The organism is Paraburkholderia sp. AV2, from assembly GCF_054968425.1.
Window position 1 is genome coordinate 17,640 of sequence record NZ_JBANLK010000040.1, and the last position, 20,131, is coordinate 37,770.

The 20,131-nt window shown below is 64.1% G+C and carries 19 protein-coding genes; 7 read left to right on the top strand and 12 right to left on the bottom strand.

The genetic code is table 11. The annotated features are described in order from the left end of the window. Positions 1-34 precede the first annotated feature (34 nt). Positions 35-1,003: a hypothetical protein gene (locus V8683_RS23455; RefSeq protein ID WP_411190971.1), complete on the top strand. Its 969-nt coding sequence runs from the start codon at positions 35-37 to the stop codon at positions 1,001-1,003. A gap of 29 nt (positions 1,004-1,032) precedes the next feature. Here the strand turns inward: V8683_RS23455 and V8683_RS23460 are convergent, their stop codons facing one another. Then, positions 1,033-1,956, bottom strand: coding sequence for a LysR family transcriptional regulator (locus tag V8683_RS23460; RefSeq protein ID WP_411190970.1), 924 nt, complete (start codon positions 1,954-1,956; stop codon positions 1,033-1,035). A 110-nt stretch (positions 1,957-2,066) separates the two neighbouring features. On the opposite strand from V8683_RS23460, the gene V8683_RS23465 reads away from it, so the two are divergent. Continuing rightward, the gene (locus V8683_RS23465) at positions 2,067-2,936 is read left to right on the top strand and encodes an intradiol ring-cleavage dioxygenase (RefSeq protein WP_411190969.1); all 870 of its coding nucleotides are present in this window, start codon (positions 2,067-2,069) and stop codon (positions 2,934-2,936) included. A gap of 67 nt (positions 2,937-3,003) precedes the next feature. Here V8683_RS23465 and V8683_RS23470 read toward each other — a convergent pair whose 3' ends face one another. Genes V8683_RS23470 through V8683_RS23480 form a run of 3 tightly spaced genes read right to left on the bottom strand, consistent with a single transcriptional unit; the run spans position 3,004 to position 5,457 of the window. After that, positions 3,004-3,963, bottom strand: a complete 960-nt coding sequence (locus V8683_RS23470; protein WP_411190968.1) for a quinone oxidoreductase family protein — start codon at positions 3,961-3,963, stop codon at positions 3,004-3,006. Position 3,964: 1 nt separating this feature from the next. Next, complete coding sequence (locus V8683_RS23475; RefSeq protein WP_411190967.1) at positions 3,965-4,216, bottom strand: hypothetical protein; 252 nt, start codon at positions 4,214-4,216, stop codon at positions 3,965-3,967. Then, positions 4,213-5,457 (bottom strand): alkaline phosphatase family protein, encoded by a 1,245-nt coding sequence (locus tag V8683_RS23480; RefSeq protein ID WP_411190966.1) that lies wholly within the window; start codon positions 5,455-5,457, stop codon positions 4,213-4,215. Before V8683_RS23480 ends, V8683_RS23475 begins: the two co-directional genes overlap by 4 nt. A 220-nt stretch (positions 5,458-5,677) precedes the next feature. Between V8683_RS23480 and V8683_RS23485 the strand changes: the two genes are divergently transcribed. After that, a complete protein-coding gene (locus V8683_RS23485) occupies positions 5,678-5,809 on the top strand; it encodes a hypothetical protein (RefSeq protein ID WP_411190965.1) in 132 nt (43 codons plus the stop codon). A 51-nt stretch (positions 5,810-5,860) separates the two neighbouring features. Here the strand turns inward: V8683_RS23485 and V8683_RS23490 are convergent, their stop codons facing one another. Both V8683_RS23490 and V8683_RS23495 read right to left on the bottom strand, forming a co-directional pair. Next, complete coding sequence (locus V8683_RS23490) at positions 5,861-7,159, bottom strand: NAD(P)/FAD-dependent oxidoreductase (RefSeq protein ID WP_411190964.1); 1,299 nt, start codon at positions 7,157-7,159, stop codon at positions 5,861-5,863. 26 nt (positions 7,160-7,185) lie between these two features. Then, a complete protein-coding gene (locus V8683_RS23495; protein WP_411190963.1) occupies positions 7,186-7,764 on the bottom strand; it encodes a LysE family translocator in 579 nt (192 codons plus the stop codon). A gap of 513 nt (positions 7,765-8,277) precedes the next feature. Here V8683_RS23495 and V8683_RS23500 point away from each other — a divergent pair. Beyond that, positions 8,278-8,514 carry a hypothetical protein gene (locus tag V8683_RS23500; RefSeq protein WP_411190962.1) on the top strand — a complete coding sequence of 79 codons (237 nt, stop codon included), beginning with the start codon at positions 8,278-8,280 and terminating at the stop codon, positions 8,512-8,514. A 15-nt stretch (positions 8,515-8,529) separates the two neighbouring features. On the opposite strand, the gene V8683_RS23505 is transcribed toward V8683_RS23500, so the two are convergent. Then, the gene (locus V8683_RS23505; protein WP_411190961.1) at positions 8,530-8,973 is read right to left on the bottom strand and encodes a hypothetical protein; all 444 of its coding nucleotides are present in this window, start codon (positions 8,971-8,973) and stop codon (positions 8,530-8,532) included. Positions 8,974-9,136: 163 nt separating this feature from the next. After that, positions 9,137-11,722 carry a bifunctional aconitate hydratase 2/2-methylisocitrate dehydratase gene (gene acnB, locus V8683_RS23510; protein ID WP_411190960.1) on the bottom strand — a complete coding sequence of 862 codons (2,586 nt, stop codon included), beginning with the start codon at positions 11,720-11,722 and terminating at the stop codon, positions 9,137-9,139. A 274-nt stretch (positions 11,723-11,996) separates the two neighbouring features. On the opposite strand from acnB, the gene V8683_RS23515 reads away from it, so the two are divergent. Together V8683_RS23515 and V8683_RS23520 are read left to right on the top strand one after the other, a co-directional pair. Next, the gene (locus tag V8683_RS23515; RefSeq protein ID WP_411192492.1) at positions 11,997-13,364 is read left to right on the top strand and encodes an MFS transporter; all 1,368 of its coding nucleotides are present in this window, start codon (positions 11,997-11,999) and stop codon (positions 13,362-13,364) included. A 55-nt stretch (positions 13,365-13,419) separates the two neighbouring features. Further along, a complete protein-coding gene (locus V8683_RS23520; RefSeq protein ID WP_411190959.1) occupies positions 13,420-14,664 on the top strand; it encodes a metal-dependent hydrolase family protein in 1,245 nt (414 codons plus the stop codon). A 36-nt stretch (positions 14,665-14,700) separates the two neighbouring features. Here the strand turns inward: V8683_RS23520 and V8683_RS23525 are convergent, their stop codons facing one another. From V8683_RS23525 to V8683_RS23535, 3 genes are all read right to left on the bottom strand, one after another. Further along, positions 14,701-15,978, bottom strand: coding sequence for an SUMF1/EgtB/PvdO family nonheme iron enzyme (locus V8683_RS23525; protein ID WP_411190958.1), 1,278 nt, complete (start codon positions 15,976-15,978; stop codon positions 14,701-14,703). A 74-nt stretch (positions 15,979-16,052) separates the two neighbouring features. Continuing rightward, positions 16,053-16,808, bottom strand: coding sequence for a helix-turn-helix domain-containing protein (locus V8683_RS23530; RefSeq protein WP_411190957.1), 756 nt, complete (start codon positions 16,806-16,808; stop codon positions 16,053-16,055). A gap of 180 nt (positions 16,809-16,988) precedes the next feature. Next, a complete protein-coding gene (locus V8683_RS23535; RefSeq protein WP_411190956.1) occupies positions 16,989-17,453 on the bottom strand; it encodes a universal stress protein in 465 nt (154 codons plus the stop codon). Between the two features lie 309 nt (positions 17,454-17,762). On the opposite strand from V8683_RS23535, the gene V8683_RS23540 reads away from it, so the two are divergent. Further along, a complete protein-coding gene (locus V8683_RS23540) occupies positions 17,763-19,292 on the top strand; it encodes an MFS transporter (RefSeq protein WP_411192491.1) in 1,530 nt (509 codons plus the stop codon). 155 nt (positions 19,293-19,447) lie between these two features. Here V8683_RS23540 and V8683_RS23545 read toward each other — a convergent pair whose 3' ends face one another. Beyond that, positions 19,448-20,038, bottom strand: a complete 591-nt coding sequence (locus V8683_RS23545) for an acyl-homoserine-lactone synthase (protein WP_027794509.1) — start codon at positions 20,036-20,038, stop codon at positions 19,448-19,450. Positions 20,039-20,131: the final 93 nt, after the last annotated feature.

Consider the following 20,131-nt stretch of genomic DNA (forward strand, 5'->3'; position numbering starts at 1 on the left):
CGAGACGGCCCCGGACGGGCCGCCTCCGCCCTGGTTGAACATTCTCTGCGTGCCGGCGGGCGTCGAGCTTTCGGAGTTGCGGGACCTGAGCTTCGCAAACGGCTATCTCTACGTGGCCAACGGCGCGAAGGCGACCAGCAACGTCCTTTGCTTCGTCAAGGCGCCCGCCTCGCCATTGCCCAACGAAAACTGGTTTTACGTGGGCGCGCTGGCTTCTGGCGGTCAGGGCGGCACGGACGTGCGGGCGATCGATCATCCGTTCGCCGTCGAATTCACGGCGGATGGACGCACCTGTTTCGTGTCCAGCCAGGACACGAACGTCGTGACGTTGCTAAACGTTTCGGTCGACGGGAAAACGGCAAGCGTGCAGCCAGGTCCCGCGGGATCCTGGCTCAACCAGTTTCTCGATCCATCGAAGAAGACCGCCTTTCTCGACGGCACCCTGGTGGCGTCGGCCACGCCCGCCTTGCCGCCGGTGCCGGCTACGCCCCCCGTGCCGACCGGCAAGGGAGGCCTTGCCTACAGTACGACCACCGCCGGAGCGGACGCTGCGGCCAGGGGCGGGCAGGAGAAGATCCATCATTCGGTCCGCGACGTGGTGCTCTGCAACGGGGTGTTGTGCGTGGCCGATGAGGCGGCCGGGGTCGTGAGGCTGTACGACCCGGCAGCGGGCACCTACTGGGGCGCCAGCGACGCCGTTGGCGACGTGACCCATCTGCTCGCGCAAGGCACGACCTTGCTCGTGTGCGCGGGCGACCGGATCTGGAGCGGTAGTCCGGTCGGGCAGGGCGGAGAAACGCTGGCATTGACCAAAAAGATCAAACTGCCGGATTCGGGATCGGGCATGGCGCTCGATGGCACGGGCAACCTCTACGTTGCCCTTCGGAAGCAGCGCCAGATTTATCGCTACGACGCGAGCGGGAACAGCACCGTGTTGCTGGACAATCTTCCCGATCAACCGGAGTTCGTCGTGTATGTGCCGAAAAGCGTGCCGAACCCCTGAGTCGTTGCCGATCAAGCGTTGAATGCGCATCATGGCCAGCGTTGCGTCCAGCGCCGCTCGTACTCCATGGCGTCGAAGTGCGCGACCAGGAAGTCGATGAAGGCGCGTACCTTCGACGGCACGTACTGCCGCTTCGGGTAGGCCATGTTGATCTTCAGGCGGGGCAGATCCCAGTCGTCGACGATCGGAACGAGCCGGCCGGCCACCACGTCGTCGTGGATGATGTAGATCGGCTGGATGACGATGCCAAGCCCGCTCAGTCCCGCCTTGCAGATCACCTGGCCTTCGTTCGATTCGAGCGTGCCGCCGATCTTGACCGTCCGGGTCAACGCGCCTTTCGTGAACGAAAGCTCGTGCGGGTTGTTGGCGAGCGTATAGATGAGGAATTGATGCCCGGCGAGCTCGTCGATCGAGCGCGGCGTGCCGTGACGCGCGAGATATTCGGGCGACGCGGCAAGAATGCGCCGCGTTTCCGCCAGACGGCGAATGACGAGGCCTGAATCCGCTTCGTGCTCGCGCGTGCGGATGGCCAGGTCGATGCCGCTTTCGATCAGATCGAAGTAGCGGTTGGCCGCCGTGATGGCGACCTCCAGCTTCGGATAGAGCGCCGTGAACTGAGGCAGCAACGGCGCGAGGATCTGCGAGCAGAACGAGACCGATCCGGTCAGGCGTAGCGTGCCGGCCGGGCTCAACAGGGCGGAACCGACCCACGCCTCCGCTTCCTCCATTTCCGAGCGCAGATTCCGGCAGCGGCGATAGAACTCCTCGCCAACCTCCGTCAGGAACAGGCGCCGCGTGTTGCGCTCGACGAGCCGCGCACCCAGGCGCTGTTCGAGATTGGCGAGATGCCGGCCGGCCGCCGACGTCGAAAGCCCCAGCACCTCGGCGGCCTTCGAAATGCTGCCGCGCTCCGCGGTTTCCACGAATAGCTGGACTTCCGCCCACTTGTCCACGTCTGTCTCCGGTTTCCCGCCGGGCGGGATTATGTTTCCCGGCGGCGGGCTTTTTCACCGGCCGACGGTCGACTATATTTTGTCTCAAAGCGGACAAACACGGAGACACCATGCGTAACGTCGACGAAGACACCATTACCCAGATCGTTCTCGCTCGCCACGCCAATGCGACCGACCGGCGTCTCAAGCAGATCGTGACGAGCGTGGTTCAGCACCTGCACGCCTTTGCGCGCGACGTGGAGCTGACCGAGGAAGAGTGGTTCAAGGGCATCCAGTTTCTCACCGACGTCGGGCATATCACCGACGACAAGCGCCAGGAGTTCATCCTGCTCTCGGATACCCTGGGGCTATCCATGCTGGTCACGGCGCTCAATAACCGGAAGCCCGCCGGCTGCACCGAATCCACGGTGTTCGGACCGTTCTTCGTCGAGAATGCGCCGGAATACGAGAACGGCGACGACGTGGGCAATGGGGCGAAGGGCGAGCCGTGCTTCGTCAGCGGGAAGGTGACGGGCCTCGCGGGTGAGCCGGTGCCGCACGCGCGCGTCGAGGTCTGGCAGGCCGACTCGGACGGCTTCTACGACGTGCAGTACGAGGGGCAGGCGGAAAACAAGGGGCGCGGCACGCTCCGTAGCCAGGAGGACGGCACCTTCCACTTCCGCTCGATCACGGCGGAGTCCTATCCCATTCCTCACGACGGCCCGGTGGGGCGCATGCTGAAGGCACTGGGACGCCACCCGTGGCGGCCGGCTCACCTCCATTTCATGATCGAGGCGCCGGGCTACGAGCGTCTGATTACGCACGTGTTTCGCGACGGCGACCAGTACCTCGACTCCGACGCCGTCTTCGGCGTGCGCTCATCGCTGATTGCCGACTGGCATCGTCACGAAGCCGGGGCGGCGCCGGACGGCACGATCATGGAAACGCCCTTCAGCACGCTCGATTTCACTTTTGTGCTGAACCGCGCTTCCGGCGGTTGAGTCCGTCGTTACTCGCGCACTCCGTAATTCGTACTCCCTGGTAGAGTCATTCGATGATCAAACGCAATTACATGTTGATGACAACACGGCCGGCGGTACCCGCGGCGACGGCGCGATATGCGTCCTGGCCGTGAGCCAGATCGAAGCGGTGAGCGATGATGGGCGCTCTCAGCTTGCCGCTTTCGAAGCCTTCTACGAGCGCGGTCATGAGCGGCGCCGACTCGGCGACGCTCAGCTTCGCGCTGTCGGCGCCGAACAGTTGGGTTTCGTTGTGGTAGAAGTCGATCATGTCGAAATCCACCCGCCGCTTGCCCGTGGCGCTGATCTCCACCACGCGGCCGCGCCGCTTCGCCAGATGCAGGGCGGTTTCGAAGGCAATGCCACCCACGGAGTCGTACACCACGTCGACGCCGCCCGTCAGTTCGCGAACACGGTGGATCGTGTTGTCGTCGAACGGCACGTATTCGTCGATGAGCTCCGCAGCAGGCGAGCCGGCAGCCGGCGCGGCAGTGCCAATGCCGATCACCCGGCAGCCGCGCGCCTTTGCGATTTGCGTAACGGCGCCGCCGACTCCCCCGCCTGCGCCGATCACGGCAATCGTTTCGCCTTCTTTCAGTTGTGCATAGGTGACGGTCCCGAGCCAGGCGACGACGAAGTTCACGCCGATGGCCGACGCCTCTTCGTGCGAGAGCGTTTCGGGCTTGCGAGAAAGCGCCGCAAGCGGCACCCGGAGGTACTCGGCGTGCGTGCCGTCACGCGTAAAGCCGATGTCGCCGCCGGTGCCCCACACATCCTTGCCGAGCCATTCGGACGGCCCTTCCACCACGACGCCGCTGAAATCCCGTCCGGGGATGCGCGGCCGAACCGTGTGGTCGAAATGCCCGGATACGTTCTTGACGTCGCTCGGATTCACCGACGCGCTGCGAACCTGGACGATGGCGCTGCTGCTGTCCCGTTCCGGTGTGGGCACGTCGACGTATTCGAGAACGTCCGGGGCGCCGAAGGATTTGAATTGCAAGGCTTTCACGTCATCCGCTCCTGGTGTTGTGTTGCCGTTTTTGCCGCTGCTTCTCGCGCTCTTCTTTCAGCGGCGCCATCACCTCGAGGATGTACTCGCGCGCGTCGCCACGCGTGGCGACCCGGCTGAAGCGCGCGTGTGCCGCGTCGTTGCCGACCCGTTCCCTGTGTGCCTTGCGCAGCACGTGTAGCAGGCCCATCAGCGTGCTGGAATCGGGCACGGGCTCGTGGTCGCGCTCGTGCGCGGGCGTTGGCTGGGTCATGTTCCGATCCTTTCCGGGCAGTCCGGGCGGCAGGTTTGGGTGATCAGCGCCAGGACGTCGTTGGCGTCCCTGTCGCGATCGGTCAGCGGTGAGAGGCCGAACAGGCGTTGCAGGGTCGCTGGCACCGAACTGTGATCATACGTCGTGTGATCGACCTGACCCTGTGCGACCCAGGGCGACACGACGATGGCGGGAACGCGCACGCCATACACGTCGAAGCCGAATCCGTTTGCGTTCAGCGTCGCGGGCGCGCCGTCGTTCGGCGGCACGGCCTGGCCGGGCCTGACCGAGTCGTAGAAGCCGCCGTGCTCGTCGTAGAGGATCAAAAGGAGGCTCTTGTCCCACACCGGCGAGTTGCGGATCGCGCCGTAGACGCGGGCGACAAGCTGGTCGCCGCCGGAGAGGCCATCCATCGGATGCTGCGAACTGCCGTTCTCGTAAGTGTTGTTCACGACGTTGCCGTAGCCCGGTTCGATGAAGGTATAGCGGGCCGTGTAGTTCGAGGCGAGGTCCGCTTCGAAATGGGACAGATCGTCGATGTCGCTGAAGCTGATGCCCTTGAGCGACGCCACCTGCGGTATGTGTCCGAGCGGATCGCCCAGGTGGTCCTGGTACAGGCGGTAGTTGCCTTTGCCGAGCGCGTCGAAAATGGATCCGTTCGGATAGGGGAAACCGTCCAGTCCATCCCACGTGCACATCTCGTCCGAGCTTGGCGAATGATCGAGTCCGGCCGAAGAAGCGCCATGCAGGAAATAGCGGTTCGGCCAGGTGGGGCCGGGCATCGACGCATGCCAGCCGTCGCATAGCACGAACTGCGTGGCGAGCTGGTACAGCGCGGGAGACTGCGCGCGGGCGTCGACGCCGAGCATGATGTCGTCCACGTCGCCGCCTCGCGGTGGCGCGCCCTCGGTGCGGGTGGTCGCGTAGTTCGAGACGAAGCCGGAGTTGTCGACCGGCGGATAGGGCTGGCCCCGCTGGAATTGCGCGCCCGGGCCGCAAAGCTGCTCGACCACGTCGGTGAATTCGTGCCCGGGGTCGGTGGGCATCTGGCCAGGCGCGCCGCCGCCGAATGCGTAGGCGGCGCCGTTGAAGGCGTTCGAATTTGCGGCGGTCGCGCCCGCGATTCCGGCGATACCCGACAGCGCGAACAGATGGTCGAAGGACCGGTTTTCCAGCATCAGCACGAAGACATGCTGGATGATCTGGTCCAGACCGGCTGTGGCCGCTGCGTTTGCGTTCATGAGGCATGCTCCTGTCGTTCGCTGCACATCCGGGCGGTTCTTCTGCCTTCGGGCGCGAGGCCCGCTCAATGCCAGATAGTAACCCGCATGGCACCGGCACTTCCGAAAGTGCTGTCGAATCGAATTTTTGTGCAGGGACAGTCGATTTTCCTGCCGATATTCTTCCTCCCTCAAAGCGATACGCCCGGCACCGGCCCCGTCGATACAACGTCGACGCAACGTGTCGGCCGGCTTCATCGAGAACCGCAACACGGGTGAATTCACGCTGAACGGTACGGCCTATGGCGGTATCGCCGTTACACCGGGGGCCAATACGCGCGGCATCATCGTCGGCATGGTTCACAAGTTCTGACGCGCTCAAGCCCGTTTCAAAGCGCAATCCGCAATCCGCAAGCGAAGCCCTTCAGGTTTCGGACGGGGGCGCCTCCGGCAGCGAGATCTCGATGCCACGGCGGTGCAGTGCAGAAAGCACGTGATACACGCCCTTGAAGCACATCACCGGGAGTGCGGCGCGCCAGCTTCCGCGGAGATTGCCCGCCAGCAGATTGACGATGCCGTCTCGCATCCACAAACCGTTGGACGGCGCCATGAAAAGCGTACGCATGACAGGGTCGTTCACGCGATAGATCAGCCAACTGATCCGATCCATTGCCGCCGACAGTTCTTCGTTGGCGGTTTGCGCAAGCTTCTTTCCGCGTGCCGGATCGTCGAGCCAGACGTGGGCCGCCTCGGCGCCGAGTTCTCCTCCCGTCATCGCCATCAATACGCCTGTCGAGAACATCGGATCGACAAAGCCGTAGGCATCGCCGATCATCAGGAAGCCGTTACCGTTGCCCTCGCGCGCGCGATAGCTGTAATTGGCGGTGCTGTAGACGTCCGATACGCGCTGTGCGCCTTGCGCGCGAGCCGCGACGGTCGGGCTCGAGGCGATACGCTCGGTCAGCAGATCGGTCGGCGTTCCCTTGCGGGCTTTCCACGCTGCCTGGTTGCCCACAAAGCCAATGCTCATGGTGTCGCCGGGCAGCGGGATCAGCCAGAACCAGCCGTCCTCCGCCAGATGAATGCTGATGTAGCCCGCGAGGTCGCCTTCCCGGCGCGCCACGCCTGTGAAATGCGCATAAACGGCCGCCGTGTTGTTGTATTTGTTCGAAGTCTTGACCTTCATCCGCGACGCGAGAAACGTATCGCGGCCCGAAGCGTCGAGCACGTAGCGCGGATGCCATTCGCGGGTGCCGCCCGATTCGTCCTGTGCGGACACGACGTGACGTCCGCCGGCGTCGTCCAGCCTGACTTCCGTGACACGCGTGCGCTCGAAGCACTCGGCCCCGCGCGCGCCGGCGTGTCTGAACAACAGGGCATCGAGGTCCGCACGCCGTACTTGCCAGGCGTGCGTACGATCTCGATTCAGCGCGTTTTCGAACGGAAACGCACAACTGCGGCCGGTACGGTCCGAAACGAATTCGGCCCCCGGCTTATGGACGCCGATCTCCTGTACCTGATCCAGAACGCCGAGCCGCTCGAAAACGTCGAGGTTACGCGGCAGCAGGCTTTCGCCGATATGAAAGCGCGGATGCGCTTCCTTCTCCACGAGCACGACGTGGCGTCCTTTCATCGCGAGGAAGGCTGCCGCCGTGGCGCCGGCGGGGCCGCCGCCGATGATCAGCACGTCCGGCCGGCTCGAATCGCTTTTCGATGAGTTCATTGTGCTGGCTTCCAGAAAGGGCGTATTCATGAACGCAAGGCCGATAGCGCGACCGTCACCGAAAAAACGCCGAGGACAAGGGAAGCACTGCGAAGCAGATATTTCGGCGTCAGCACTCCCAGGCGACTGGCGCCGAGCTGCGCGCCCAGACCCACCCAGAGCAGTCCGATGGGAAACACCGAGGCGAGAAAGAGTCCCATTGCTTCCAGCCAGGCCACGCCGCTCGCGAAAGCGGCTTTGGGAAAAATCGTTCCGCCGAACAGAATCGCTTTCGGATTCAGCAACGTCGCGAAAAGCAGGTCCCGCGTGCCGATCACTTTATGTTCTCCGTTGGCGAGTTCGAGCGTCGCATTCCACAAGCGCACCGCGAGATAAGCGATGTAGATTGCGCTTCCCCCTCGCACGACGGCCGGAAGCCAGGGCAAGCTCTGCGCGAGCGTGGTGAGGCACATCCCCCAGAAGGAGATAGCGATTGCATATCCACCGGCCTCCGCAAGGGTAAGTCGCGACGACCGGCGAAAACCCTGCGCGAGTCCCGCGGCAGCAAGCAGCGTATTGGTGGGGCCCGGCATCACCAGAAGGAGGAGCACGCCAGGCAGGAACAAGCCGAGGCCAGGGAGTGGAATCATCGTGTTGTCAGAAGGTGCCTTCCGGCGTGACGTATGAAATTTGCCGAAGGGGGCACGGAGATTCAGCGGGCTGACGCGGCAATTTTTGTTCCCGATCAGCGCAACCGGAAGCGGCGAGACGGTTTCCCGGCGGCCTGCCGCAGCCGATAGCCGTATTTTGCCATCGCGGACGGTCTGTGCTTTCGTGCGATGAGCGCGCGCACGAAAGCGGGATCGAAGCGCGGTTAGTCAGCGAGGGTGCCGGCATGCCGGGATGATGCCCAAATCTCACAATACAAAATTATGTCGCGTATGCCAGAAAACGCTGCCGCGGCGCAACAGACAGACGTTGCGTATCGTTGGAGTGAATTGCGTATTGTGACAAGACGGTGGTATGTCGTTGAATCAACAATGTTTTTTTTGGCTTCCGCAGAGATGGCATGGGGGCCGCGACGGTCACTTATCCCGGTACTCTCTACATAAAGATTCTTGAACCTGTGGAGAGACGAGATGTTGCACGTTTATATCGAGCCGGTACCGAAGGGGCAGTGGGGGCCGATTGATGGCTATCGCATTGAAACGCAGGATGGCACGAAGATATCGAAGGAACTGCTTCGTTCCGAGAGACTCGCGATTAGTGAGGCAAGGCTGCTTGGCTACCTGCCGTTGCTTGCAACGGTGCGCATACCGGACAAGGCTATCGCCGAGCATTGGCAACCGGCCGGCGAAGCCCACGTGCCGGCCTGACCGTGCGTGAGTGCGTCAATGGTACGTTGTCGTCGACGATTGCAGCTTCGTCAGCGTACCGTTTCTGAACCGGAACCAGCCTTCCGGGCTTTGCATCACGACTTCATCGGGTTGCCAGTACACGCGCTTGACCGTCATGCGCAGATTCGAGCGTTGTACAAGCGGCGGATGGCGGCGAAAGTCGTAGAGTACGGGACCGTAAGCGGTCTGCACGAGCATGCGCGTGATCGTGCCGCTTGCGTGGTCAGTTTCCTGGCCGGCTTCGTCGAAATGCACCAGCGTTTTCGCGTCGAAGCGGTCGAAAATTTCCTTGTCGAGCATGGCGACGAAATCGTGGTCGTCGCGCACGAATTGCAGTGTGCCTGAAGCGGTGACGAGCGCATCGGACGCGGTGCTTTGCGCATGAGCGCAAGTCGTGAACGAGGCGGCGGCGAGCGCGGCAAGTAACAGGCGTTTCATGGTGTTTTCCAGATTGGGTGGCGGCTCCGATAACGGAGTGTGACGCACAAACGGTCCCTCAGGGCACGCCAAAAGAAATGGCGCCGCAAGCGTTCAGCCTGCGGCGCCATTTCGTGGTGCTACGACTACGACGCAAACACCGCGCCGGAGTTCGGCAGCGCGCTTACACCGTCACGCTGTCGGCGACTGCCTTGAAGTCCTCGATCTGGTCGAAGTTCATGTACTGGTAAATCTTGTCGCCGTTGGCGCTGAGCACGCCCATGTCGGCCATGTACTCTTCCTTGGTCGGGATCTTGCCCAGACGCGAGCAGATCGCCGCCAGTTCCGCCGAGCCGAGGTATACGTTCGTGTTCTTGCCAAGGCGGTTCGGGAAGTTGCGGGTCGAGGTGGACATGACCGTCGCGCCTTCGCGCACCTGTGCCTGGTTGCCCATGCACAGCGAGCAGCCCGGCATTTCGGTGCGCGCGCCGGCCGTGCCGAAGACGCCGTAGTGGCCTTCCTCGGTCAGTTGCTTCTGGTCCATCTTGGTCGGCGGAGCGACCCACAGCTTGACCGGAATGTCGCGCTTGCCTTCCAGCAGCTTCGACGCGGCACGGAAGTGACCGATGTTGGTCATGCACGAGCCGATGAACACTTCGTCGATCGTAGCGCCCGCCACGTCCGAGAGCGTCTTCACGTCGTCCGGATCGTTCGGGCAGGCCACGATCGGCTCGTGGATGTCGGCCAGATCGATCTCGATGACGGCGGCGTACTCGGCGTCCGCATCCGGTTGCAGCAGTTGCGGATCGGCCAGCCATGCTTCCATCGCCTTGATGCGGCGCTGGAGGCTGCGCGGGTCCTGGTAGCCTTGCGCGATCATCCACTTCAGCAGCGTGATGTTGCTGTTGAGGTATTCGATGATCGGTTCCTTGTTCAGGTGGACCGTGCAACCGGCGGCCGAACGTTCTGCGGATGCATCCGAGAGTTCGAACGCTTGCTCGACCTTCAGGTCGGGCAGTCCTTCGATTTCGAGAATGCGGCCGGAGAAGATGTTCTTCTTGCCTTGCTTGGCGACCGTCAGCGTGCCTTGCTTGATGGCGTACAGCGGGATCGCGTTGACGAGGTCGCGCAGCGTGACTCCCGGCTGCATCTTGCCCTTGAAGCGCACGAGCACCGATTCCGGCATGTCCAGCGGCATCGTGCCGGTGGCGGCCGCGAAGGCGACGAGGCCCGAACCCGCCGGGAAGCTGATGCCGATCGGGAAGCGCGTGTGCGAGTCGCCGCCGGTGCCCACGGTATCGGGCAGCAGCATGCGGTTCAGCCACGAGTGGATCACGCCGTCGCCCGGGCGCAGCGCGATGCCGCCACGGTTGCTGATGAAGTTCGGCAGCGTCTGGTGGGTCTTCACGTCCACCGGCTTCGGATAGGCGGCGGTGTGGCAGAACGACTGCATGACGAGGTCGGCCGAAAAGCCCAGGCACGCCAGGTCCTTCAGTTCGTCGCGCGTCATCGGGCCGGTGGTGTCCTGCGAGCCGACCGAGGTCATCTTCGGTTCGCAGTACGTGCCCGGGCGCACGCCCTGGCCTTCCGGCAGGCCGCAGGCGCGGCCGACCATCTTCTGCGCGAGCGAGAAGCCCTTGCCGCTGTTGGCCGGCTGCTGCGGCAGGCGGAACAACGTCGACGGGGCGAGGCCCAGCGCTTCACGCGCCTTGGCGGTCAGGCCACGGCCGATGATGAGGGGAATGCGGCCGCCGGCGCGCACTTCGTCGAACAGCACGTCGGACTTGACCTGGAATTCGGCGATGACTGTGCCGTTCTTCAGGGCCTTGCCTTCGTACGGGCGCAGTTCGACCACGTCGCCCATTTCCATCTGCGAGACGTCGAGTTCGATCGGCAGGGCGCCGGCGTCTTCCATCGTGTTGTAGAAGATCGGGGCGATCTTGCCGCCCAGGCACACGCCGCCAAAGCGTTTGTTCGGGATGAAGGGAATGTCTTCGCCCGTGAACCACAGCACCGAGTTGGTGGCCGACTTGCGCGAGGAGCCGGTGCCGACCACGTCGCCCACATAGGCTACCAGGTGGCCCTTTTCCTTCAGCGACTCGATGAACTTGACCGGGCCGCGCTTGCCGTCTTCTTCCGGCGTAATGCCGGGACGGGCGTTCTTCAGCATCGCCAGCGCGTGCATGGGGATGTCCGGGCGCGTGGTGGCGTCCGGGGCCGGCGAGAGGTCGTCGGTATTGGTTTCGCCCGTCACCTTGAACACGGTGATGGTCAGGCTTTGCGGCACTTCCGGACGGCTCGTGAACCATTCGGCGTCGGCCCAGCTTTGCAGCACGGCCTTGGCGTTCGCGTTGCCCTGGTCGGCCAGTTCCTTCACGTCGTGGAACTGGTCGAACATGAGGAGGGTTTTCTTCAGTGCTTCGGCGGCCGTGGTGCCCACTGCGGCGTCGGACAGCAGCTCGATCAGCGGGGCGATGTTGTAGCCGCCCAGCATCGTGCCCAGCAGTTCGGTGGCGCGAGCGCGCGAGATCAGCGCGCAGGCGGTTTCACCCTTGGCGAGGGCGGCCAGGAAACCGGCCTTCACGCGGGCGGCTTCGTCCACGCCGGCGGGCACGCGGTGGGTGATCAGGTCGAGCAGGGTCTGCTCTTCGCCCGCGGGCGGATTCGTCAGCAGTTCCACCAGCTCGGCGGTCTGCTGAGCCGTCAGCGGCAGGGGGGGAATGCCGAGCGCGGCGCGCGCGGCTACATGAGCACGGAAGTTTTCAAGCATGGTGGACCTGCTGGTATTGCGTTTCAGGGGATGGCCGGGCGCGGCGAGGCTGTTCCGGGCACTGCTTTGATCGCGATTCTAGTTCCAATGCCCTGTAACGTCAAATGTCTTATGTCTTATATAAGACTTGATCAACCCTTCGCTCAATGCGGCCTGCCGTTATGCTGGAATCCGCATGTTGGGCGTGTCTTTTTGCCAAGACGCGTCTGTTTTGGCTCCATATACTCGCCTGACATTGCCCGACGCCACGCCGCTCCCCTCCCGGAGGCAAGCCATGTCGACGATTCCAGCACGCATAGAACGCATGCCGTACGCGAGCTTTCATCGTCGACTGCTGTGGCTGGGAGGGCTGGGGTACGTGTTCGATGCGATGGATGCCGCCGTGCTGGCTTTCATGCTGCCCGTGCTGCGCGCGCAGTGGCATCTGGGCAGCGTGCAGACCGGCGTGCTCGGCAGCGGCACGTTCATTGGCTATTTCTTCGGCGCCGCGGTGGCCGGCATCCTCGGCGACGTGATCGGCCGGCGCACGGTCATGGTGTGGGCGCTGATCATCTACTGCGTCGCCTCGCTCATTAGCGCCGCGGCGCAGGATTGGCCCTTCTTCATGGCGATGCGCATCGTCGCCGGTGTCGGCACCGGCGCCGAAAGTGCCATCGTGGCGCCGTTCCTCTCGGAGTTCGTGGCGCGCAAGTATCGCGGCACGTTCACCGGTAGTCTGGCGGCATTCTTCTCGTTCGGCTTCGTCGCTGCCGCGGTGCTCGGCTATCTGGTCATTCCGCTCGCGCCCGGCGCGTGGCGTCTTGTCTCGGTGATCACCGCGCTCCCGGTCGTCATGCTGCTGTGGTGGCGGCGCGCGCTGCCGGAATCGCCGCGCTGGCTCGACAGCCGCGGCAGAACCGCCGAAGCGGAGGCGATCGTCGACCAAATGGAGGCGGAGTTGCGTGCCGCCGGCGTACAGCTCGAACCGCTGCAGGCGCACGAGCCGGTCGCCCTGGCCACCGCGGGGCGCGGCACACCGCTGGGTAACCTCAAGGCGCTCTGGTCGCGCGAACTGGCGAGCATTACCGCGATGGCCTGGTTGATGTGGCTGTCGATCACGTTCAGTTACTACGCGTTCTTTACGTGGATCCCCGGCCTGCTGGTGCAAAGCGGCATGACCATTACACGCAGCTTTTCGTATTCGCTCGTCATGTACCTGGCGCAAATTCCCGGTTACTTTTCGGGTGCGTGGATCAATGAAAAGATCGGCCGCCAGGCCACCATCGCGATCTACATGGCCCTTGGCGGTATCTCCGCGCTGGGGCTCGCGCTCACGCACGGCAATGCCGGAATCCTGACGTCGGGTTTCTTGCTGTCGTTCTTCATGAACGGGACCTATGCCGGCGTCTACGCTTTCACGCCCGAAGTGTTCCCCACCGATGTCCGTGCGACCGGCATGGGCGTTGCTTCGGCAATCGGGCGCCTGGGCGCGATCGCCGCGCCCATTCTGGTCGGCTATCTCTACCCGCGTCTGGGCTTCGGCGGAGTTTTCGGCGCCACGACGCTGGTACTGATCATCGGCGCGCTCGCCGTTCTCATCATGGGCGTACCCACGCGCGGCCGATCGCTGGAAGAAATTGCCGCCATGCGCCTGAAACGCTGAACCGCTCGCAGCCCGCGCATGGTGCGCTCACACGAGGCATTCGAAGGAGGAACGTATGGACCGCATCCTGTTCAAGAACGGCGCTTTGCTTGATCCACAGCGAGGGGCCTTGCAGCCGGGCCACAATCTGCTGGTGGAGGGCGACACGATCAAGGAAGTATCGCAACAGCCGATTGCCGCGCACGACGCGCAGGTCATCGACCTCGAAGGCAAGACCATCATGCCTGGCTTGATCGACCTGCACGCACATATGATCGCGACACAGTTCGACCTGCCGAGCCAGGCCAGAATGCCCAACGTATTCGTGACCCTCAAGACGCTTCCGATCATGCGCGGCATCTTGCGGCGCGGGTTCACGACGGTGCGCGATGCGGGCGGTGCCGGCTTCGCGCTCAAGCAGTCGATAGAAATGGGCCTCGCGCAGGGCCCACGGCTGTTCATCGCCGGGCGCGCGCTCAGCCAGACCGGCGGCCACGGCGACGTGCGCGCGCGCTCGGACTTCATCGCCGGCGACGCGCCGTGTAACTGCTGCGTGCGCGTCGGGGCATTGAGCCGGGTAGTCGACGGTGTCGACGCGTTGCGCCGGGCAGTGCGGGAAGAACTGCAGATGGGCGCCGACCAGATCAAGATCATGGCTTCCGGCGGCGTTGCGTCGCCGACCGACCCGGTTGGCGCGCTCGGCTACTCGGAGGACGAGATCCGCGCGGTCGTCGCCGAAGCCGAGGCGCGCGGCACCTACGTGATGGCGCACGCCTATACGCCTGAATCGATGCAGCGTGCGGTGCGCTGCGGCGTGCGCACCATCGAGCACGGCAACCTGATCGACGCACCAAGCGCCGCGCTGATGGCCGAGTACGGCGCGTACGCGGTCCCTACGCTGGTGGCCTACGAGGCCTTGCATCTCGAGGGCGTGCGCTACGGCTTGCCCCCCGAGAGCGCGGCCAAGATCGACATCGTGCGCGAGGCCGGCTTGAAGTCGCTGGAAATATTCAAACGCGCCGGGGTCAAGATGGGCTTCGGCAGCGATCTGCTCGGCCCGTCGCATCGCATGCAAAGCGACGAGTTCGCGATTCGCGCACAAGTCCTGACGCCCGCGGAGATCATCGGTAGCGCCACGACTATCGGCGCCGAAATTCTCGGCATGACGGGCAAGCTGGGACGCCTTACGCCGGGTGCCTGCGCCGACGTGCTGGTGGTCGATGGCGATCCGCTGCGCGACTTGAACTGTCTCGGCGGCCAGGGCGACCACATTCCGCTGGTGATGAAGGGCGGTCGCATCGAATTCAACGAACTGCATTGAACAGGAGTACGATGGTTCTGGTGCAGGCGTTGCTCCTTACGACCTCACGCACCGGAACCCCGCATACACATACTGATACCTCGGCTGAAACCAGTTGCGGAACGTCGGCCGCAGCATGCAAGCCGCCGTTCGCGGCGACCCGCCCTTCATCGCGTAGTGCCGGCCGTCGAAGAAATTCGCGGAATACCCCTCGTAGAAAGGAAAGGCCGTGAAGCCGGGCAACGGTCCGAATACCGACGACGTCCACTCCCAGCCGTTGCCATACAGCCCTTCCACGCCCCACGTGCTTGCACTATCCGAAGTCGCGTCCACGGCAACGGGATTCCAGCTGCGGAAATCGAAATTGTCGGTCGTGCCGGGCAGGGCGCCATGTGCCGCCCGCTGCCACTGCGCCTCGCTTGGCAGGCGGGCGCCGCGCCAGCGCGCGAACGCACTCGCTTCCGCGTGGCTCACGTACGCAGGCCAGGCGAGCGGCAGGGGAATGTCGTCGAACATGGTTCGCAGGCGCCATTGCCCCTTGTTCTGCGACCAGAACACCGGATGGGCGACGCCTTGTGCCTCTTTCCACGCCCAGTCGGCATCGTTCCACCAGGTCTCGTTGCGATAGCCCCCGTCTTCGAGGAACGCCAGATACTCGCCGTTGCTGACCATGTAGCGGTCGATCTCGAAGGCCGGAAGCTCCACCTGCTGTTCGCCGAATTCGTTGTCCCAGCCGAACAAGCCGCGTTCCGGCGTCATCCCGAGCTCGGTGCGGCCCGCCGGCACGCTGACCATCGAAGACGTTACGGTGTACAGATGATCCGGCAGGGCGCACGTCGCAGCGAGCGCTTGCTTTTGGCCGTGCGGCAACTGGTGAAGCATGTAGGCGAGCGTCTCGACGTGCATGAGCCGATGTTCGATCGCCACGTTGAGCAATTGCCCGGGACCTGCATGATGCGAGGTGTCGGGAGGCAGGCCGAGCGTGGCGAGCCGTTCGTCGATATGTGCACGGTTCGCGTGCGCATAATCGCGTATTTCGGCGAGGCGAGGCCAGTCTTCCGGCATGTCGGTGGGCAGCCCGCCGTCGACGGGATCGATGCCGAAGGCGAACAGCCGGTCCAGCCGGGGATCGACGGACGGCAGGTCGAACAGGCGCTGATCGAAGAGATTGCGGTCGAACGCTTCGAGATGGCCGATATAGAACACGATCCGGTGCCGCTCGCCTATCGGCCGTTCGTAGAGGAACTCGGGCTTGACGATGTCGAATAGTGCATCGCTGGCGGCGCGTGCGGCGATAAGGCGCTCGCCGAGCGTGAGGGCGGGCGGGAGAGGCATGATGGCGGTTCTCCATGCTTGGGCGGTGTTCGAGACTTTACCGCTGTCGCAGGAGTCGTGCCACGGCGCGACGCTCAGACGTGGCGCAACCCTTCGAAGTCGATGATGCGAATGAGCTTGCCCTGCGCGTCGATCAGGCCGCGCTTCTGAAATCTTGACAAGGTACGGCTCACGGTTTCCAGCGTCATGCCAAGATAGCTGCCCATGTCGTCGCGCGTCATGCGCAGATTGAATTCGGCGTGCGAATAGCCACGTTGGCCGTTGCGGTCCGATACGTCCAGCAGGAAGGCCGCGACGCGCTCGTCGGCCGAGAGCGAGCCTAGCACCATCATCTGGGACGACTCCCGGTACAGTTGCTCGCTCATCAGCCGGTGCAGGCGGTCCTGCATCGCGCCGGTTTCACGGCACAGGTGTTTGAGCGCCGAGTACGGGATGATGCAGACGGAACTGTCCTCGAGCGCGACGGCCGAGCAGGTATGGCTGTCGGTGCTGATGCCGTCGAGGCCTAGCGGGTCGCCGGCGAGACGAAGGCCTGTTACCTGCTCGCGCCCGTCGCGGTGGGCCATGACGGTCTTGAGCGAGCCGGAACGAACCGCGTAGAGATTGTCGAACGGATCTCCCGCGCGATAGAGCGCTTCGCCGCGCCGCACGCTGCGTGCGCTGCAGATAAGGGCTTCGATTTTGGGCATGTCGTCGACAGCGAGGCCCTGCGGCATGCAGAGGTGGCGCATCGCACAACTGGAGCAGCGGGCCGAGCTGCGAAGATTCGCTGCAGACGTCCGGTTCGTGCGGCGTACGGTGGTATGAGAGACGACGGTTGGCGTTAGCATCTGCCTGCTCCTGTATTTGTGCTGGAGCAATTGTCCCACCGTGTTTCAGACTTGAATTGGCGGCAAAATGACGCGCTTTTGAGATGGATGTCTTTGCGCGTTGTCAGAGGCCGCGCGCGTCAAGGGATACGCGCAAGCAGCCTCTTGTCAAGCGTCAAGTTTCGGACCGCTATCTTTTTATTATACCGCCACCGTCGCGCCGGCCGAGGACGGAATCAGCAGGACCGGAAGCGTCGACTGGCGCACGCAGCGCTCGGCAACGCTGCCGAGAATGAGCCGCTGGAACCCGCGGCGGCCGTGGGTGCCCATCACGATCAGATCGGCGCCGGCCGTCTTCGCGGCGTTTAGCACGAGCGTGGGAACGTCGTCGAGCGACGACGCCTCGCCCGTGAGCATGTCGCCATTCACGCCGCGCTCGCGCATGGTGCTGGTCAACTGCGCCGCAAGCTCGTTGCCCTGCGCGATCATCTGGTTGCGCAGGATGGACGGGTCGTAACCGGGTGCGTCGAAGTACATCGGCGTGTTTTCGATCACGTAGTAAGGCTGCAGGGTCGCGTCCATCGCTTTCGCGAGTTCGAGCGCCGCTTCGAAGGCTCGCCGCGACGTGTCGCTGCCGTCGACCGCGACGAGAATGCGTTTGTACATGGAACCTCCGCTTGTATGAGATCGGAACGTGCGCGGCTTGGACTTCGCGTGATGGCGCAGCCTTGAAAGATCCGGTAGGGCTGACCAAGCTGACAGAAAGTCTAAACGATTGTGGAAAAAAATGCGGGTCAGTTGTATGAGAAATGGAAGCGGCTGGAAGGAAGATCAACAAATGGACGTCGGCCGGAGACTTGCGGAGGCTCTGCCGTCTCGCTATCGTGGCGACTCTTTCGCTGCGCCGCGCCGCTTTCGACTCCTGCCGTGACTTCCGCCTCTTCCTCCCTGTCGTTTCGCGACGCACTGCTTGCCATGCTCGGCATCGGGCTCGTCAACATGCTGGTCGCGCTCGACCAGACCGTCGTCAGCACGGCATTGCCGTCCATCGTCGCCGAACTGCACGGCTTCGAGTTTTATGCCTGGATCGCGAGTGCTTATCTGCTGGCCTCGGTCGTGACCGTGCCGGTGTTCGGCCGGCTCGGCGACTACTTCGGGCGCAAGCGGTTCGTGATCGCCGCCGTGATCGTGTTCACGGTGGCTTCGGTCCTGTGCGGGCTGGCCACGGGCATGCGCTTTCTCGCCGTGGCGCGCGCGCTGCAGGGCATCGGCGGGGGAATGATGGTGGGCACGGCGTTCGCCTCGATTCCCGATCTTTTTCCCGATCCGCGCGCCCGCGTGCGCTGGCAGGTCGTCATGGCGGCCGCGTACGGCATCGGCACGGCGGCGGGGCCCTCGCTGGGCGGCTGGCTCAGCGAGCACTTCGGCTGGCGTTCGACGTTTCTCGTCAATCTGCCCGTCGGCGCGCTCGCGCTGTACTTCATCTGGGCGCATCTGCCTGCCTACCGGCCTGCCCGCACGGGCGAGGTGCGCATCGACTGGACCGGCGCGGCGCTCGTCGCGCTCGTGCTGGGCTGCTTCCAGACCCTGATCGAAGCCGTGCCGAAGGAGGGCTTGAGCGTGACGAGCCTGGCGCTTGCCGCCGTGGTGGTGGCCGGCGCGGCGGCACTTCTCGTCTGCGAGCGGCGCGCGACGCATCCCATGATTCCGCTCGATCTCTTTCGCGATCCGCAGCTCGTCACGTTGTTTACGCTGTCCACGCTGTCGGGCTTCGTGATGTTTTCGTTGATTTTCTTCGCGCCGCTGCTGCTGCAAGGCGGCTTCGGCCTCTCGCCGCAGGAAGCGGGGCTGCTCGCGACGCCGATTGCCGCCTGCATCGCGCTCGGCAGCGTGATCAACACGCGCATCGTGATCCGCCTGCCGAAGCCGACCGCGATTCTCACGGTGGGCTTCGGCCTGCTCGTGATCGCTTCGGCAAGCCTCGCGTTCGCGACGCTGCGCACGCCGCACCTGTGGCTCGAGCTGGCGATGTCGGCGGTCGGCATCGGGCTCGGTTTCATCCTCAACAACCTGAATGTGTTCGGGCAGGAGATTGCCGGGCGCGAGCGCTTCGGCATTACGACCGCGCTACTGCAATCGACCCGGATGGTGGGCGGCATGCTCGGCACCAGCATCGTCGCGACGATCGTCAATCACCGCTACGCGGCGGGCGTGGGCGACGCGCTGGCCGTGCTGGGCGCGCCGCTGCAGGCGCGCTGGCGGCCGCAACTGGCCGATCCGCGCGTGCTGGTCGATCCGGCGCTGCGCGACACGCTCGTCTCCCAGTTGAAAACCGCCGGGCTCGACGGGGCGGGGCTCATGGAGGCGGTGCGCCATGTGCTCGTCGATGCCATTCACCTCGGCATCGGGCTGACGGGCGTCGCCGCGCTCGTGGCGGCGTTGCTTGTGCGGCGGATCTCGCATATCCGCTTCGGCCGCGCGGCGCCGGCGGCTAAAACCCCGTGAGCTTGCTGAAGCAGCGGGTGGGCGACGGCTCCGCATCGGCCCGGTTGCGCTGACGACCGTTGGCGGCAGTCACTTCAGACACAATCCTCAGACAAAACGCGTAAGCTTCCCGCCCTGATGCAGGCCTTGCCGGTTCCCAGGATCGGGGCAAAGGTTCAGGCGGCGCTCGCCATTTGCCCGAACATGGCTGTATGGGTCTGCTGGCTCATGGCGATATCGAGCGCGACGGCATTCTCCACGCCGATGCGCTGGGGCTGCCCGAGCCGCTTGATCTCCATGCCGGTGCGGCGCAGCATCCGCTCGATCGGGGTCGTCGTCACGGTGACGTAGCGCTGGATACCCATGCGGTCGGCGAAGGTAATGGCCGAGCGGATCGCCTGCGAGGTCAGGTCGGCGAAACCGAAGGCATGGTCGTTGTCCGATTCGATCGCAAAGCGGCTCAGCTCCCAGATCTGGCGGTCGGCGGGCGCGCTCTCGCCCTGCAGGAGTTGGGCAAAGGTGTCGCGCAGCATGTTGGGGCCTTCCGTGGGCATCAGGCGCCAGCAACCGCGTACGCGGCCGGACGGCTCCTGGATCAGCATGTAGTGGGGCCCGAGCGCGTCATAGCCGTCGACTTCCATACCGGCGATGGTGGGCACGTCCCACCCCAGGCGGTCCCGGAACACACGGGCCCGCAGGCGGTACATCTCGTTGACGTCTTCGTTATTGAAATCCTGTCTTTGTCCTATCCGGATAACAGCTTGCATGGCTTTCTCCCGGTTGCGTGTAGGAAGTACAGCAGTACCGATCGAAAGCTATGCGTTTTGGGTACAAAAGAACACCTATCCAGATAGGTAGGT